15 protein-coding genes are annotated in these 13,703 nt (G+C 71.6%); 10 read left to right on the forward strand and 5 right to left on the reverse strand.

Features of this window, described 5'->3' with window-relative positions; genetic code table 11:
- Positions 1 to 123: 123 nt before the first annotated feature.
- Together OOK07_RS19100 and OOK07_RS19105 are read left to right on the forward strand one after the other, a co-directional pair.
- Positions 124 to 1,020, forward strand: a complete 897-nt coding sequence (locus OOK07_RS19100) for a UTP--glucose-1-phosphate uridylyltransferase (protein WP_266797618.1) — start codon at positions 124 to 126, stop codon at positions 1,018 to 1,020.
- Positions 1,021 to 1,130: 110 nt separating this feature from the next.
- Entirely contained in the window at positions 1,131 to 2,777 is a 1,647-nt protein-coding gene (locus OOK07_RS19105; protein ID WP_266797619.1) for a DNA repair helicase XPB, read from the forward strand.
- A 25-nt stretch (positions 2,778 to 2,802) separates the two neighbouring features.
- Here OOK07_RS19105 and OOK07_RS19110 read toward each other — a convergent pair whose 3' ends face one another.
- On the reverse strand, positions 2,803 to 2,988 hold the full coding sequence (locus OOK07_RS19110) for a hypothetical protein (RefSeq protein WP_266516672.1): 186 nt from the start codon (positions 2,986 to 2,988) through the stop codon (positions 2,803 to 2,805).
- Between the two features lie 347 nt (positions 2,989 to 3,335).
- Here OOK07_RS19110 and OOK07_RS19115 point away from each other — a divergent pair, with 347 nt between their 5' ends.
- Positions 3,336 to 5,480, forward strand: coding sequence for a HelD family protein (locus tag OOK07_RS19115; RefSeq protein WP_524540319.1), 2,145 nt, complete (start codon positions 3,336 to 3,338; stop codon positions 5,478 to 5,480).
- 25 nt (positions 5,481 to 5,505) lie between these two features.
- On the opposite strand, the gene OOK07_RS19120 is transcribed toward OOK07_RS19115, so the two are convergent.
- Positions 5,506 to 6,207: a copper homeostasis protein CutC gene (locus OOK07_RS19120; protein ID WP_266681920.1), complete on the reverse strand. Its 702-nt coding sequence runs from the start codon at positions 6,205 to 6,207 to the stop codon at positions 5,506 to 5,508.
- Between the two features lie 432 nt (positions 6,208 to 6,639).
- Here OOK07_RS19120 and OOK07_RS19130 point away from each other — a divergent pair, with 432 nt between their 5' ends.
- Both OOK07_RS19130 and OOK07_RS19135 read left to right on the forward strand, forming a co-directional pair.
- Positions 6,640 to 7,302 carry an HD domain-containing protein gene (locus OOK07_RS19130; protein WP_266797621.1) on the forward strand — a complete coding sequence of 221 codons (663 nt, stop codon included), beginning with the start codon at positions 6,640 to 6,642 and terminating at the stop codon, positions 7,300 to 7,302.
- Between the two features lie 19 nt (positions 7,303 to 7,321).
- On the forward strand, positions 7,322 to 8,380 hold the full coding sequence (locus OOK07_RS19135; protein WP_266801978.1) for a GNAT family N-acetyltransferase: 1,059 nt from the start codon (positions 7,322 to 7,324) through the stop codon (positions 8,378 to 8,380).
- Here OOK07_RS19135 and OOK07_RS19140 read toward each other — a convergent pair.
- Together OOK07_RS19140 and OOK07_RS19145 are read right to left on the reverse strand one after the other, a co-directional pair.
- Complete coding sequence (locus tag OOK07_RS19140; protein ID WP_266681924.1) at positions 8,362 to 8,640, reverse strand: DUF4031 domain-containing protein; 279 nt, start codon at positions 8,638 to 8,640, stop codon at positions 8,362 to 8,364. The two genes, OOK07_RS19135 and OOK07_RS19140, sit on opposite strands and share 19 nt — an antisense overlap.
- On the reverse strand, positions 8,637 to 9,017 hold the full coding sequence (locus OOK07_RS19145; RefSeq protein WP_266681926.1) for a DUF8819 family protein: 381 nt from the start codon (positions 9,015 to 9,017) through the stop codon (positions 8,637 to 8,639). The genes OOK07_RS19140 and OOK07_RS19145 overlap by 4 nt, the downstream gene beginning before the upstream one ends.
- 54 nt (positions 9,018 to 9,071) lie before the next feature.
- Here OOK07_RS19145 and OOK07_RS19150 point away from each other — a divergent pair, with 54 nt between their 5' ends.
- Positions 9,072 to 10,007: a MurR/RpiR family transcriptional regulator gene (locus OOK07_RS19150; protein ID WP_266797623.1), complete on the forward strand. Its 936-nt coding sequence runs from the start codon at positions 9,072 to 9,074 to the stop codon at positions 10,005 to 10,007.
- 69 nt (positions 10,008 to 10,076) lie between these two features.
- Complete coding sequence (gene murQ / locus OOK07_RS19155) at positions 10,077 to 11,012, forward strand: N-acetylmuramic acid 6-phosphate etherase (RefSeq protein WP_266681930.1); 936 nt, start codon at positions 10,077 to 10,079, stop codon at positions 11,010 to 11,012.
- Positions 11,013 to 11,035: 23 nt separating this feature from the next.
- Here murQ and OOK07_RS19160 read toward each other — a convergent pair whose 3' ends face one another.
- Entirely contained in the window at positions 11,036 to 11,428 is a 393-nt protein-coding gene (locus tag OOK07_RS19160) for a hypothetical protein (protein ID WP_266797625.1), read from the reverse strand.
- A gap of 118 nt (positions 11,429 to 11,546) precedes the next feature.
- Between OOK07_RS19160 and OOK07_RS19165 the strand changes: the two genes are divergently transcribed.
- From OOK07_RS19165 to OOK07_RS19175, 3 genes are all read left to right on the forward strand, one after another.
- Positions 11,547 to 12,386 (forward strand): helix-turn-helix domain-containing protein, encoded by an 840-nt coding sequence (locus tag OOK07_RS19165; RefSeq protein ID WP_266797627.1) that lies wholly within the window; start codon positions 11,547 to 11,549, stop codon positions 12,384 to 12,386.
- Positions 12,370 to 12,630 carry a DUF397 domain-containing protein gene (locus OOK07_RS19170; RefSeq protein WP_266797629.1) on the forward strand — a complete coding sequence of 87 codons (261 nt, stop codon included), beginning with the start codon at positions 12,370 to 12,372 and terminating at the stop codon, positions 12,628 to 12,630. The genes OOK07_RS19165 and OOK07_RS19170 overlap by 17 nt, the downstream gene beginning before the upstream one ends.
- An 88-nt stretch (positions 12,631 to 12,718) precedes the next feature.
- Entirely contained in the window at positions 12,719 to 13,693 is a 975-nt protein-coding gene (locus OOK07_RS19175) for an ankyrin repeat domain-containing protein (protein WP_266797631.1), read from the forward strand.
- Positions 13,694 to 13,703 lie beyond the last annotated feature (10 nt).

Genomic DNA, 13,703 nt, shown 5'->3' on the forward strand with positions numbered 1-13,703 from the left:
CCTTCGTCGCAGCTCCACCGGCGTGACCGGAACTGTTCACCCGGGGCTTCCGGCACGGGCTCGCGGGCAGCGTTTGCTGAACGGGACCGGAACCGAGACCGGCTTTTCGACGAAAGGGGCCTCATGGCCACGACGATCCGCCGCGCAGTCATCCCCGCCGCCGGGCTGGGGTCCCGCCTGCTGCCGCTCACGAAGGCGATCCCGAAGGAGATGCTCCCCGTCGGCGACAAGCCCGTCGTCGAGCACACGGTGCGGGAGCTGGTGGCGTCGGGCATCACCGACATCACGATCGTCGTCTCCGGCGGCAAGGGCCTGATCCAGGACCATTTCCGGCCGAATCCGGCGCTCGTCGCCCAGCTGCGGGCGGACGGCAAGGAGGCCTACGCGGACGCCGTGGAGGAGGTCGGCGAGCTGTCCCGGCAGGGCCACATCACCTACCTCGACCAGCACGGCCCGTACGGCAACGGCACCCCCGTCCTGAACGCCGCCCGCAACGCCGGCGACGAGCCGATCCTCGTCCTGTGGCCGGACGACGTCTTCGTGGCCGACGTCCCGCGCGCCCAGCAGCTGATCCGGGCCTACGAGGCGACCAGCTGCCCCGTCCTCGCCCTGCTCCCCATGGACCCGGCCGACTCGCAGCGTTACGGCGTGCCCCGGGTCAAGGAGGACCTCGGTGACGGTCTGCTGCGCATCACCGGCCTGGTCGAGAAGCCGAAGCCGCAGGACGCGCCCTCCGGCTACGCGGCCATCGGCGGCTACGTCATCACTCCGGGCATCGTCGAGGAGCTGCGCAAGCAGACCAAGGCCTGGTACGAGCACCGGACCGGCGAGATCTACCTGACCGACGCGATCAACGCCTACGCCGCCACCAAGGCGGTGTACGGCCAGGTCATCCAGGGCCGCTGGTACGACACCGGCAACCCGCTGGCCTACCTCACCGCCCAGTTCGCCGCCGCGCTGGCCGACCCGGAGTACGGCCCGCACCTGCGCCGGCTTGCGGAACTCACCGAGGGCTCCTGAAGATCGCGGGCTGCCCGGTGTGACGTGCTCGCCTCCCCGAAAGGAGGCGCGGTACGGCAGACTGGACGTTTGGCCGTCCCCGTCCGGCCGTTCGGAAAGGGTGCCCCCGCGTGAATGGTCCACTCATCGTCCAGTCCGACAAGACCCTGCTCCTGGAGGTCGACCACGAACAGGCCGGCGAGTGCCGTCGGGCCATCGCGGTGTTCGCGGAGCTGGAGCGGGCACCCGAGCACATCCACACGTACCGGGTGACGCCGCTGGGTCTGTGGAACGCGCGCGCGGCCGGGCACGACGCCGAGCAGGTCGTGGACGCGCTCGTGCAGTACAGCCGCTACCCGGTGCCGCACGCGCTGCTCGTCGACGTCGCCGACACGATGGACCGGTACGGGCGGCTGACCCTCAGCAAGCACCCCACGCACGGGCTGGTCCTCACGACCACCGACCGGCCGGTGCTGGAGGAGATCCTGCGCTCGAAGCGGGTCGCGCCGCTGGTCGGCGCGCGGATCGACCCGGACACGGTCGCCGTGCATCCCTCCGAGCGCGGGCAGATCAAGCAGACGCTGCTGAAGCTGGGCTGGCCGGCCGAGGACCTCGCGGGGTACGTGGACGGCGAGGCGCACCCTATCGAGCTGAACGAGGACGGGTGGGCGCTGCGCCCGTACCAGAAGCAGGCCGTGGAGAACTTCTGGCACGGCGGGAGTGGGGTCGTGGTGCTGCCGTGCGGCGCCGGGAAGACACTCGTCGGCGCCGGGTCGATGGCCCAGGCGAAGTCGACGACGCTGATCCTCGTCACGAACACCGTCTCGGCGCGGCAGTGGAAGCACGAGCTGGTGAAGCGGACCTCGCTGACCGAGGAGGAGATCGGTGAGTACAGCGGGACGCGGAAGGAGATCCGGCCGGTCACCATCGCCACCTACCAGGTGCTGACCACGAGACGGAAGGGCGTCTACCCGCACCTGGAACTCTTCGACTCCCGTGACTGGGGTCTGATCGTCTACGACGAGGTGCATCTGCTGCCCGCGCCCGTCTTCAAGTTCACGGCGGATCTGCAGGCGCGGCGGCGGCTCGGGCTGACGGCCACCCTCGTGCGCGAGGACGGACGCGAGTCGGACGTGTTCTCCCTGATCGGCCCCAAGCGGTTCGACGCGCCGTGGAAGGAGATCGAGGCGCAGGGCTACATCGCGCCGGCCGACTGTGTGGAGGTCCGGGTCAACCTCACCGAATCCGAGCGCCTCGCCTACGCCACCGCCGAGACCGAGGAGAAGTACCGCTACTGCGCCACGACCGAGACGAAGCGGAAGGTCACGGAGGCGATCGTGCGCCGGTTCGCGGGTCAGCAGATCCTCGTCATCGGGCAGTACATCGACCAACTCGACGAGCTGGGCGAGCACTTGAACGCACCCGTCATCAAGGGTGAGACCTCCAACGCCCAGCGCGAGAAGCTCTTCGGCGCCTTCCGGGAGGGCGAGATCAGTGTGCTGGTGGTCTCCAAGGTCGCGAACTTCTCCATCGACCTGCCGGAGGCGACGGTCGCCGTCCAGGTGTCGGGCACCTTCGGCTCACGCCAGGAGGAGGCCCAGCGGCTCGGGCGGGTGCTCCGCCCCAAGGCCGACGGCCACCAGGCGCACTTCTACTCCGTCGTCGCCCGCGACACGCTCGACCAGGACTTCGCCGCGCACCGCCAGCGGTTCCTGGCGGAGCAGGGGTATGCGTACCGGATCGTGGACGCGGACGAGTTGCTGGCGGAGGAGGCGTAGGACACGGCCCCCGGCTTGGCTGCGGTCACTTGCGACGTACGCCCGCTTCCTCGCCGTACTCGCCGAGTACGACGACGCTGAAGGCGGCGCCCGCGAAGACCTTGATCGCGCGCAGGGCGTCGCCGAGACGGTGGGGGTGGCTGCCCGTGACGGCTGTGGCACCGCCGGGCCGGCCCGGGCCATGGGCTGGGGTGAAGGTTGCTGCGCTCATGTACCCATAGTGGCTCTTAGCACATAAGGCCGGCATCGGCCTGCGGACCGAAGCTCCGCCGTCGCCGCGTACGACTCCGGGCAGAGCCGTCCCCCTCGGGTATGACGGGGACATACCCTCGGGTATGACGGGGACATCCCCTAGGGGACCAGGGGAACAGGGGGCCGGGCGACTCCCCGGGGGGCGGAAAAACGGTTGGCTTCCGTCACGGCATCTGGCCTAGAATCTCCGCTCTTGCCCGCCTCCCTCCACGGAGCGCCGCCGCCCGGCCGGAAACCGGACGGCTTTCCGCCATGCAGCGCCGTACACCGGCGCCATCCGCACCGCAGGCCTTCGGAGGCATTCCCGTGTCCACGCCCGTCGACGACTCCAAGCCACTCGACGCCCCCAAGCCACTCGACGCCCCCAAGGCCCTCGATGACCCCAAGGCGCTCGACGGCCCCCTCGACCCGCTCTCCCGGGAACGCTCCCACCTCGCCGACTCGCGCGCCGCCCTGCGCGCCATGCGCGAGGACGTCGAGTCGCTCGACATCCGTGACGTCACCGCGAACTGGGTCAACGCCGAGGTCCTGGCCCGCCAGATCGACGACCGCATCAAGGCGCTGGCCGACCTCAGCGACACCCCGCTGTTCTTCGGCCGCCTCGACTACCTGCACTCCCCGGGCGCCGACCGGGCGGAGGGCGCGGACGGTGAGCGCCCGCGGCCGGAGGACGCTTATCAAATGCTGTACATCGGGCGCCGGCACGTGCACGACCACGACGGCGACCCGATGGTCATCGACTGGCGGGCACCGGTCTCGCAGCCGTTCTACCGGGCCTCCAAGAAGGACCCGCTGGACGTCGCGCTGCGCCGCCGCTTCGGGTACACGGGCGGCGACCTCACGGCGTACGAGGACGAGCATCTCTCCGACCCGGCGGAGGTGGCCCGCACGAGCAAGCTGCTCCAGCAGGAGATCGAGCGCCCGCGCGTCGGCCCGATGCGGGACATCGTCGCGACCATCCAGCCCGAGCAGGACGAGATCGTGCGCAGCGGGCTGGGCGGCACGGTGTGCGTGCAAGGAGGGCCCGGGACCGGAAAGACCGCCGTCGGCCTGCACCGTGTCGCCTATCTCCTCTACGCCCATCGCGAGCGGCTCGCCCGCACCGGCACGCTCGTCATCGGCCCGAACCGGTCCTTCCTGCACTACATCGAGCAAGTCCTGCCCGCCCTGGGTGAGTTGGCTGTCAAGCAGGCCACCGTGGACGACCTCGTGGCGCATGTCGAGGTCAGGGGCGCCGACGAGGCACCGGCCGCGATCATCAAGGGCGACGCGAGGATGGCGGAGGTGCTGCGGCGGGCCGTCCACTCGCACGTCACCCTGCCGACCGAGCCGGTCGTCGTGGTGCGCGGCTCACGCCGCTGGCGGGTGCCCGCGCACGAACTCGGGGACATCGTCCGCGAGTTGCTCGACCGCGGCATCCGTTACGGCGCCGCCCGCGAGGCCCTTCCGCAGCGCATCGCGCATGCCGTGCTGGTGCAGATGGAGCGGTCGGGCGAGGCACCGGACGACCGGGTGCAGGACGCGGTGGCCCGCAACAGCGCGGTCAAGGCGGCGGTGAAGGCGGTCTGGCCGCCGGTCGACCCGGCGAAACTGGTCCTGCGTCTGCTGACGGACGCGGACTTCCTCGCCGCACACGCGGATGGCCTGCTGAGCCAGGACGAGCAGAGAACGATCCTCTGGGCCAAGCCGGTGCGCAGCGTCAAGGCCGCCAAGTGGTCGTCCGCGGACGCGGTGTTGATCGACGAGGCGACGGACCTGGTGCAGCGCACGCACTCCCTCGGCCATGTGGTCCTGGACGAGGCGCAGGACCTCTCCCCCATGCAGTACCGGGCGGTCGGCCGCCGCTGCACCACCGGGTCGGCGACGATCCTCGGCGATCTGGCGCAGGGCACCACGCCCTGGGCGACGAGGAGTTGGGACGAGGCCCTCGCCCACCTCGGCAAGTCGGAGGGCGTCATCGAGGAGCTGACGGCCGGTTTCCGCGTCCCGACGGACGTCATCACGTACGCCTCCCGTCTGCTCCCGCACATCGCGCCCGGCCTGACGCCGGTCGCCTCGGTCCGCGAGAACCCGGGCTTCTTCGACCTCCGCCCGATCGCCGGCACCGCCGAAGTCGTCGCCGCCTGCGAGGAGTTGCTGCGCAACGAGGGCTCGACGGGGCTGATCGTGGCCGACGTCCGCGTTCCTTCCCTGGCGGCGGCGCTGACGGCGGCCGGCATCAGCTACCTGGCCCCGGGCGAGGAAACCACCCGGGACACCCGCCTCACCCTGGTCCCGGCGTCGCTCGCCAAGGGCCTGGAGTACGACTACGTGGTCCTCGACGAGCCACAGGCAGTGGTCGACGGAGAGCCGGACGAACGCACGGGACTACGGCGACTGTATGTGGCGCTGACCCGAGCGGTCTCGGGCCTGATCGTGACGCACGCGGCGCCGTTGCCGACGCAGCTGTGATGGCCCGCACGTCAGGTGGGCACGTTCAGCGTTCGTCCAGTACGCGACGCCACTGACGCACCGCCTCCGCCGCAACCGGTCCGTCCCAGCCCCCCGGCCGTGCCGCCCCGCCGATGTGGAAGGCGTCGATGCCGGCGGTCTTCAGCCCGGGCACGTGTTCCAGCCGCAGGCCCCCGCCGGCCATGATCCGCGGCTCGTAGCCGGGGTCTCCGCGTCTGGCCGCCTCGGTGAGCAGGGTGGGGAGGCCGTCGTCGACGCCCGTGGCCGAGCCGGCCGTGAGGTAGGCGTCCAGCCCTGGCAGTCCGTCCAGCTGCTTGCGCAGCGCGTCGCGGTCCGCGGCCCGGTCGATGGCGCGGTGGAAGGTCCAGCGGCAGCCGTCCAGCTCCTCGACGATCCGCTCCACGGCGTCCAGGTCGACACGGCCGTCCGGGTCGAGGAACCCGAGCACGAATTCCTCGGCACCCGCGGCCCGCATCTCCCGGGCAGCCCGGACCAGCCGCGCGACATCCTCGGCGTCTCCGGCGGCGAATCCGTCTGTCAGCCGCAGCATCACGCGCAGGTCGATGTCGACGGCGGCCCGGATCCGGGCGAAGGTCTCGACCGGCGGGGTCAGCCCGTCGGCCGCCATGTCGGTGACCAGCTCTAGGCGGTCCGCGCCTCCGGCCTGGGCGGCGACCGCGTCCTCGGTACCGAGGGCGATCACCTCCAGGACTGCACGCGTGCTCATAGGACCCCTTCCGTCGGTGTTCCCTGGAGCGGCTACAGGTCTAGTCCAATCTCAGGGTACGACGGGAGGGCGGAGGGCCGCGAGATCGCCCCCGTCACCCGAAGCTGTCCAGCTTCCCGACATCCACCCCGACGAGCCCCTACGCCACGGCTTTCGGCACGGGCCGCCCCGGACAACGCCGTACGAACGTGGCCGCGTCCCCGATGAAAACCGGGCCGGCGCCCGCTCCCCGCTCGTCCCGCCCAGCCGCTGCGGCTCGTCCACGTCGTCGAGGCCGGAGTGCAGCGGGTCCGCGACCCTTCTCCCGGGTGACCCCCGCGAGGACGGTGAGCGCGTCCGGGAGCGCGGTTCGGGGTCGCGTACGTCGTGCAGGTCTGGAGCCGTCATGGGTTCACGCCAGGGGTCCGGCGCGAGACGAGGGACAATGCGGGCATGGCCGATCTCGACGCCCTGCGCACCCGCTGGAACCGCGCCCTGGAAGGAGCCCGGCCGCCCGGCGCCGGCCCCGACCCGGCCCCGTACGCCGACGACCTCCTGGCCCGCTGGCAGGAACCGCAGCGGCGTTACCACACGCTCGCCCACCTCACGGCGGTCCTGGACCACATCGACGTACTGGAGAAGTACGCACAGGACCCGGACGTCGTGCGCCTGACGGCCTGGTTCCACGACGCCGTCTACCTTCCCGAACGGTCCGAGAACGAGGAGCGCTCGGCCCGTCTCGCCGAGCGGGCCCTCCTGGAGGCGGGGGTGCCGGCCGCGAAGACCGCCGAGGTCACCCGTCTCGTCCGGCTCACCGTCACCCACGCCCCCGCCGACGACGACCGCGACGGCCAGGTCCTCTGCGACGCCGACCTCGCGATCCTGGCCTCGCCCCCGTCCGCGTACGCCGCCTACACGGCCGCCGTGCGCGAGGAGTACCACTTCGTGCCCGGTGCCGCCTTCCGCGAGGGACGCGCCGCGGTCCTGCGTCAACTCCTCGATCTGCCGAGGCTGTTCAGGACCCCGTACGGACAGGCGGAGTGGGAGGCGACGGCGCGCTACAACATCGGCTCCGAGCTGGAAATGCTGTCGCTTCCGGCGGACCCGGCCACATAGTCTGCGGCCCATGCGACCAATGGGCGGGGACAGGCTGGAGGAGGCCGTGGCGGGCTGCTTGGCAGCGCTGCGCACGGCCGTGGACCGGGACTGGGCGGGGGTGAAGGCGGGCCGGCTGGAGTGGAGCTGCGCCACGACGGCGTTCCACATCGCCGAGGACCTGATCGGGTACGCCGCCAACCTGGCGGCACGCGCCCAGGACGACTACGTCCCCTTCGAGATCACCCTCGACGAGGGCACCGACAACGCGGGCCTGTTGCAGGTGATCGAGGCGACCGGCGCCCTGTTCACCGCCACCCTGCGCGCGACGCCGCGCGAGGCCCGCGCCTTCCACCCGTACCCCTTCCGCAGCGCGAACCGCGAGGGCTTCGCCGCGATGGGCATCGCCGAGATCCTCGCCCACACGCACGACATCGCCGAGGGCCTGGGCCTGCCGTACGAACCGCCCGCCGCACTGCCGGAGTTCGTCCTCACCCACATTTTCCCGCACGTGCAGCCGGGCCCCGACCACTGGCGCACCTTCCTGTGGGCCACCGGCCGCGGCGAACTCCCCGGCCGCGCCCCGGTCACCCAGTGGCGCTGGCACAACAACCTCGTCGTGCCCGCCTACCGCGTCACCCTGCAGGGCGTCACGCCCGCGGCCGCGCGCGATCTGACGGCGGGCGGCGACGGCGGCTTCGAGTGGATCGAGGGCGGCCCCTTCGACGGTACCCGGGAGGCCTCCGGCTTCCTGCTCAAGGCGTACGAAGGGGGCGTGCACCGCCCGGAGTTCGGCGTGTTCGTCCTGGTGAGGCGCGAGGACGGCCGCGCGATCGGCGGCATGGGCTTCCACGGCATCCCGGACGAGGAGGGCCGCGCCGAGATCGGCTACGACCTCGCCGAGGGCGCCCGCGGCCGCGGCTACGCGACCGAGGCACTGCGCACCCTCGCGGACTGGGCGCTGGCCCGGGACGACGTACGCACGCTCTTCGCGACGGTCGAACGCGACAACCTCCCCTCCCAGGCCGTGGTCTCCCGCGCGGGCTTCCGCAAGGTGAGCGAGGACGAGTCGGTGCTGGCCTACGAACTGGGGTGCTGAGCCCGCCCCTTCGGCCGCCGCAGCCCCGCCCCCGTCAGCAGCCGCACCACCTCGCGGCTGCTGACCTCCACGGCACCGGCGCGCACCGCGTCCGCGTACCGGTGCGACGGGATGTCGTAGTGGTCGCGCTCGAAGGCCCGCCCGGGCACGCCCAGCTCGTCGGCGAACGTGTGCAGTTCCTCGTAGGAGAGGTCGCTGACCAGGTGGGACCACATCCGGCCGTGGCCAGGCCAGGTCGGTGGGTCGATGTACACCGTCACGACGCCGCCCCGCCCATGGCCGGCCCCAGCGCCCCCACCGCGGCGACCTTCACGCCCGCCTTGTGACACACCCAGTGCGGGTCAGGACCCAGCTCCGGCTCGACCTCCAGCGCATGCGGGTCGCCGCCGCCGCAGACCGGGCACAGGGGCCAGCGGCCGTACGCCTCCAGCAGGGCGTCCTGGACGTCCTGCGCGACCAGCCCGGAGACGTACTCCACGCCCTCCGGCCACTGCTCGACCCACCAGCGCCGCTGCACGACTGACTCCTCGACCATGGACACCACGTCCGCCGCGGCGACCTCGCTCGCGGCCAGGTCGGCGAGCACGAGGGCGCGTGCCGCGTGCAACGCCTGCTCCAGAGGGCTGATGGGGTGCATGCCCCCATTGTGCGCACTCTTGACCCCACACCAAGCCGAAAATATCTTTCATACGTGACCCAGAACGTGAAGGAAATTTTCGCCAAGCCCGTCGGCGGCTCCGGCGGCCCCTCGGCCGCGCCCCCCGCCCCCGCCGCCCTCGCCGCCAAGGTGCGCACGCTCAGCCCGTCCATGACCCGCTCCATGCAGCGCGTCGCCGAGGCCGTCGCGAGCGATCCGGCCGGCTGCGCGGCCCTCACGGTCACCGGTCTCGCCGAGCTCACCGGCACCAGCGAGGCCACCGTCGTCAGGACAGCCCGGCTGCTCGGCTACCCCGGATACCGCGATCTGCGCCTCGCGCTCGCCGGACTGGCCGCCCAGCAGCAGTCCGGGCGCGCGCCCGCCATCACCACCGACATAGCGGTCGACGACCCCATCGCCGACGTCGTCGCGAAACTCGCCTACGACGAACAGCAGACCCTCGCGGACACGGCGGCCGGGCTCGACACGGTGCAGCTGGGGGCCGCGGTGAGCGCTGCGGCCGGGGCGCGGCGGATCGACGTGTACGGCGTCGGGGCGTCCGGGCTCGTCGCGCAGGACCTCGTGCAGAAACTGCTGCGGATCGGGCTGATAGCCCAGGCGCACAGTGATCCGCACCTTGCCGTGACGAACGCGGTGCAGTTGCGCGGCGGCGATGTCGCCATCGCGATCACGCACTCCGGGTCGACCGGGGACGTCATCGAGCCGTTGCGGGTCGCGTTCGAGCGCGGGGCGACGACGGTGGCGATCACCGGACGGCCGGACGGCGCGGTCACTCAGTACGCCGACCATGTGCTGACGACGTCCACCGCCCGGGAGAGCGAGCTGCGGCCGGCCGCGATGTCATCCAGGACCAGCCAACTCCTCGTCGTGGACTGCCTGTTCGTGGGAGTGGCACAACGAACGTACGAGACGGCGGCGCCGGCCCTGGCCGCGTCGTACGAGGCGCTGGCGCATCGGCATCGCCGGTAGCGAACCCTCGCCGTTTCGTACGCCGGTAGCAAACCTTCACCGTTCCGTACTTCGAAAGAGCCGCGCACCATGACCTCCACCTCCAACCCCCGTGACCTCCGCGCCGAGTTGGAATCACTCACCACCGAGGCCTTCCGTCCTGATCTCGCCGACATCGACCGACTCGCCACCCTCGACATCGCCCGGCTCATGAACGGTGAGGACGCCACCGTCCCGGCGGCCGTCGCCGAACGCCTCCCCGAGATCGCCACCGCCATCGACGCCGTCGCGGAGCGCATGGCGAGGGGCGGGCGGCTGATCTACGCGGGTGCGGGCACGGCCGGCCGTCTCGGTGTGCTGGACGCCTCCGAGTGCCCGCCGACCTTCAACACCGACCCCGAGCAGGTCGTCGGCCTGATCGCGGGCGGCCCCGACGCCATGGTCACGTCCGTCGAGGGCGCCGAGGACTCCGCGGAGCTGGCCCGCGCCGACCTCGACGCCCTCCGCCTCATCGCCGCCGACACCGTGGTCGGCGTCTCCGCCTCCGGTCGCACGCCGTACGCCATCGCCGCCGTGGAACACGCCCGCGAGCTGGGCGCGCTGACCATCGGCCTCGCCTGCAACGCCGACAGCGCGCTCGCCGCGGCCGCCGACCACGGCATCGAGATCGTCGTCGGGCCCGAACTCCTCACCGGTTCCACCCGCCTCAAGGCGGGCACGGCCCAGAAGCTCGTCCTCAACATGCTCTCCACGATCACGATGATCCGGTTGGGCAAGACGTACGGGAACCTGATGGTCGACGTCCGCGCCTCGAACGAGAAGCTGCGGGCCCGTTCCCGCCGTATCGTCGCCCTCGCCACCGGCGCCGGCGACGAGCAGATCGAGCGGGCACTGTCCGCCACCGACGGCGAGGTGAAGAACGCGATCCTGACCATCCTGGCCGGCGTCGACGGCCCGACGGCGGCCCGCCTCCTGGACGACTCCGACGGACACCTACGGGCGGCGCTGGCGGCGGCGGCCCGCTGACCGGGCATCGGTCAACAGGACCGTCAACAGGGCATTCGCCCCTCTCTGTTGGCCTGCCTGACCCGTGCCCGCAGCACCTCCTCCGGCGGCGCGGCCCCCACCGACTCCGGCGGACACTCCCACTCCCGCCCGCCCGCGAGAGGCCGCAGCTGCACCCGGCCGCCCACATGGCCCATGACCTCGCCGACCCGTCCGTCCCGCACGTCCAGCGCGTGGGTACCCACGGCCGGCCGCTCCCCGCGAAGCACCGACGCCAGCCGCTCGGCCGTACGGCTGTTGCAGCGGCCGAGGTCGACGAGGGCGAACGGCTCGTCGCTCGCGCCGGTGACGGGATCGACGGTGAGCGACGGCAGGACGACACCGACGCCCACGAGGGCCTCCCGCAGGGACTCGACGACTTCTTCGGTAGACCGCACCTTGCCTCCAGTTTGCACACGCTGGGTTTTCCATTCACAACACAGCGTGTCGACGACCCCTCTAACCTGGCCATACGGGACACCCCAACAACCTCGTCTGTCGGACAGGGAGTTGTACATGCCGGGACCGAAGGACCTCGACCCGTCGTCATCACCGCGCGCGCTGCTGGGCGCGGAGCTACGGCATGCGAGGGAGAAGGCGGGGCTGAGCCAGGAGGAGCTGGGGCAGCGGCTGTTCGTGAGCGGGTCATTCGTGGGGCAGCTGGAGGCGGGGACGCGGCGGATGCAGGCGGAGTACGCGCGGTTGCTGGATGAGGCGTTGGGGACGGGGGATTTCTTTCTGCGGAACTGCGGGGCAGCGGCCAAGTCCCGCTATCCCGAGCACTTCGCGGAGGCTGCGGAGGCGGAGGCTGTCGCCACGGCAATCCGCCAGTACACGCCGATGCTGATCCCCGGGCTGCTCCAGACACCCGCATACGCACGGGCCGTGAACCGCGCCTACGACCCGACGGCACCGGAGGAAACCATCGATGAGTGGGTGGAGGGTCGGATGGCGCGGGCCCGTCTACTCGGCGACCCAACAAAACCGTTGTTGTGGGCAGTGCTTGACGAGGCGGTGTTGCGCCGCGAGACCGGTGGTCGAGCGGTGATGGCGGAGGCCCTGCGCCACGTCGCTGGCCTGGCCCGTCGGGGTCGAATCATCGTGCAGGTACTGCCGTTCAGCGCGGGGGCGCACAAGTCGATGGAGGGCTCGATGAGGTTGATGGACTTCGAGGACGCCCCGCCGCTGGTCTACTGCGAGGGGCCCAGCACCGGACGACTGGAGGACGATCCCGCCACCGTCGCCCAACTGAGGTTCACCTTCGAACTCCTCACGGCCTCCGCACTCTCGCCGGAGAAGTCGCTAGCCCTGATGGAAGCGTTGGCCCAGGATTACGCCCATGAGGAACATCCCTGACTACGACCTGAGCACGGCCACTTGGCACAAGTCCAGTTACAGCGGCGGGGGCGGCAACGAGTGCCTGGAAGTAGCCCGCTGGCGCAAGTCCAGCCATAGCCAAGGCGGAGGCAACTGCCTCGAAGTATCCGACGGCCACCCCACCGTCGTCCCCGTCCGCGACTCCAAGAACCCCCACGGCCCGAAGCTCGTGTTCCGGCCGGAGGCCTGGTCCGCGTTCGTCGAAGGCGTGAAGGCCCGATAGAGCGGCGCCTCCATCCGTCCGCCGCCGGTTGTCAGTACCGCCTGCGATGGTGTGGGTACGGAGATCGGTGGGCCGGAGGGGGCACGGGATGACAGGGCGGGACGCCAACGGCTGGGCGGGCATGGACTATCGGGGCTGGCAGGACCACGCAGACGTGGCGCGGCGCCTCGACGCGGGAGCCGACCCGGAGAGGTGGGGCGTCGGCGGCTCCCGCCCCCTGCACCGGGCGGCGGTGTTCGGCTCGCCCGAGACCGTCGCCGAACTGGCCCGGCGCGTTGCGGACGTCGACGCGCTGGAGAGCGGGACGACGGCGCTGTGGGACGCGGTGGTGGCCGGATGTATGGAGAACGCGCGAGCGTTGGTCGCCGCCGGAGCCGACGCGGGGTGGGTCGGGCACGGCGGCTGGACGCCGGGGCGGCTGAGCCTCGCCGGGCCGGAGCCCGACCTGTTCGCCGCGCTGCCCGAGGCTCAGCCCGGCCTGACGGAGGCGGAGCGCGCGGTGGTGGAGGAGGGCCGACGGCTCATCACGGCCCTCGGCGACTTCTACTACGACGGCCTGGGGCTGGCGTGCGTGGCCGGGATCGACGCCGAGGAGGCGATACGCCGCCTGGAGGCGACACCGGCCGACGCCGAGCTGATGGCCGACCTGCTGGCGGACCCGTACGACTACGACCTGGACGAGACCCTGCGGCTCGTCGGCGTGACGACCGTGCCGGGCGGCGCCGTCCTCACCCAGCCGTGGGGATACGGCCCTTCGATGCCCGGCATCCACACCCGCCTCTCCGCAGGCACCGTCTCCTACGGCCTGTACGCCAACCCCAAGAGCGGCAACCAGGGCAGCATCCACCGCGACGGCGTCCGCGAGGGCTGGGACCTGCACCCGGGCGGCGGTCCGTACGCGGAGGAAGGCCCGGCGGAGGTCCTTTTCTCGTACGTCCACTGCCACAGCGCGGTGGCCTACTCGCTCGCGTACGCCGGTCTGCGCCCGACCGACGCCCGCGCGGTCCTCGGCCCGCCGGACCACTGGGTCGAACTGCCGGATCGCGACTACTGGGCGACCTGACGAAGGCTCC

The sequence above is a fragment of the Streptomyces sp. NBC_00078 genome (assembly GCF_026343335.1).
Lineage (GTDB): Bacteria > Actinomycetota > Actinomycetes > Streptomycetales > Streptomycetaceae > Streptomyces.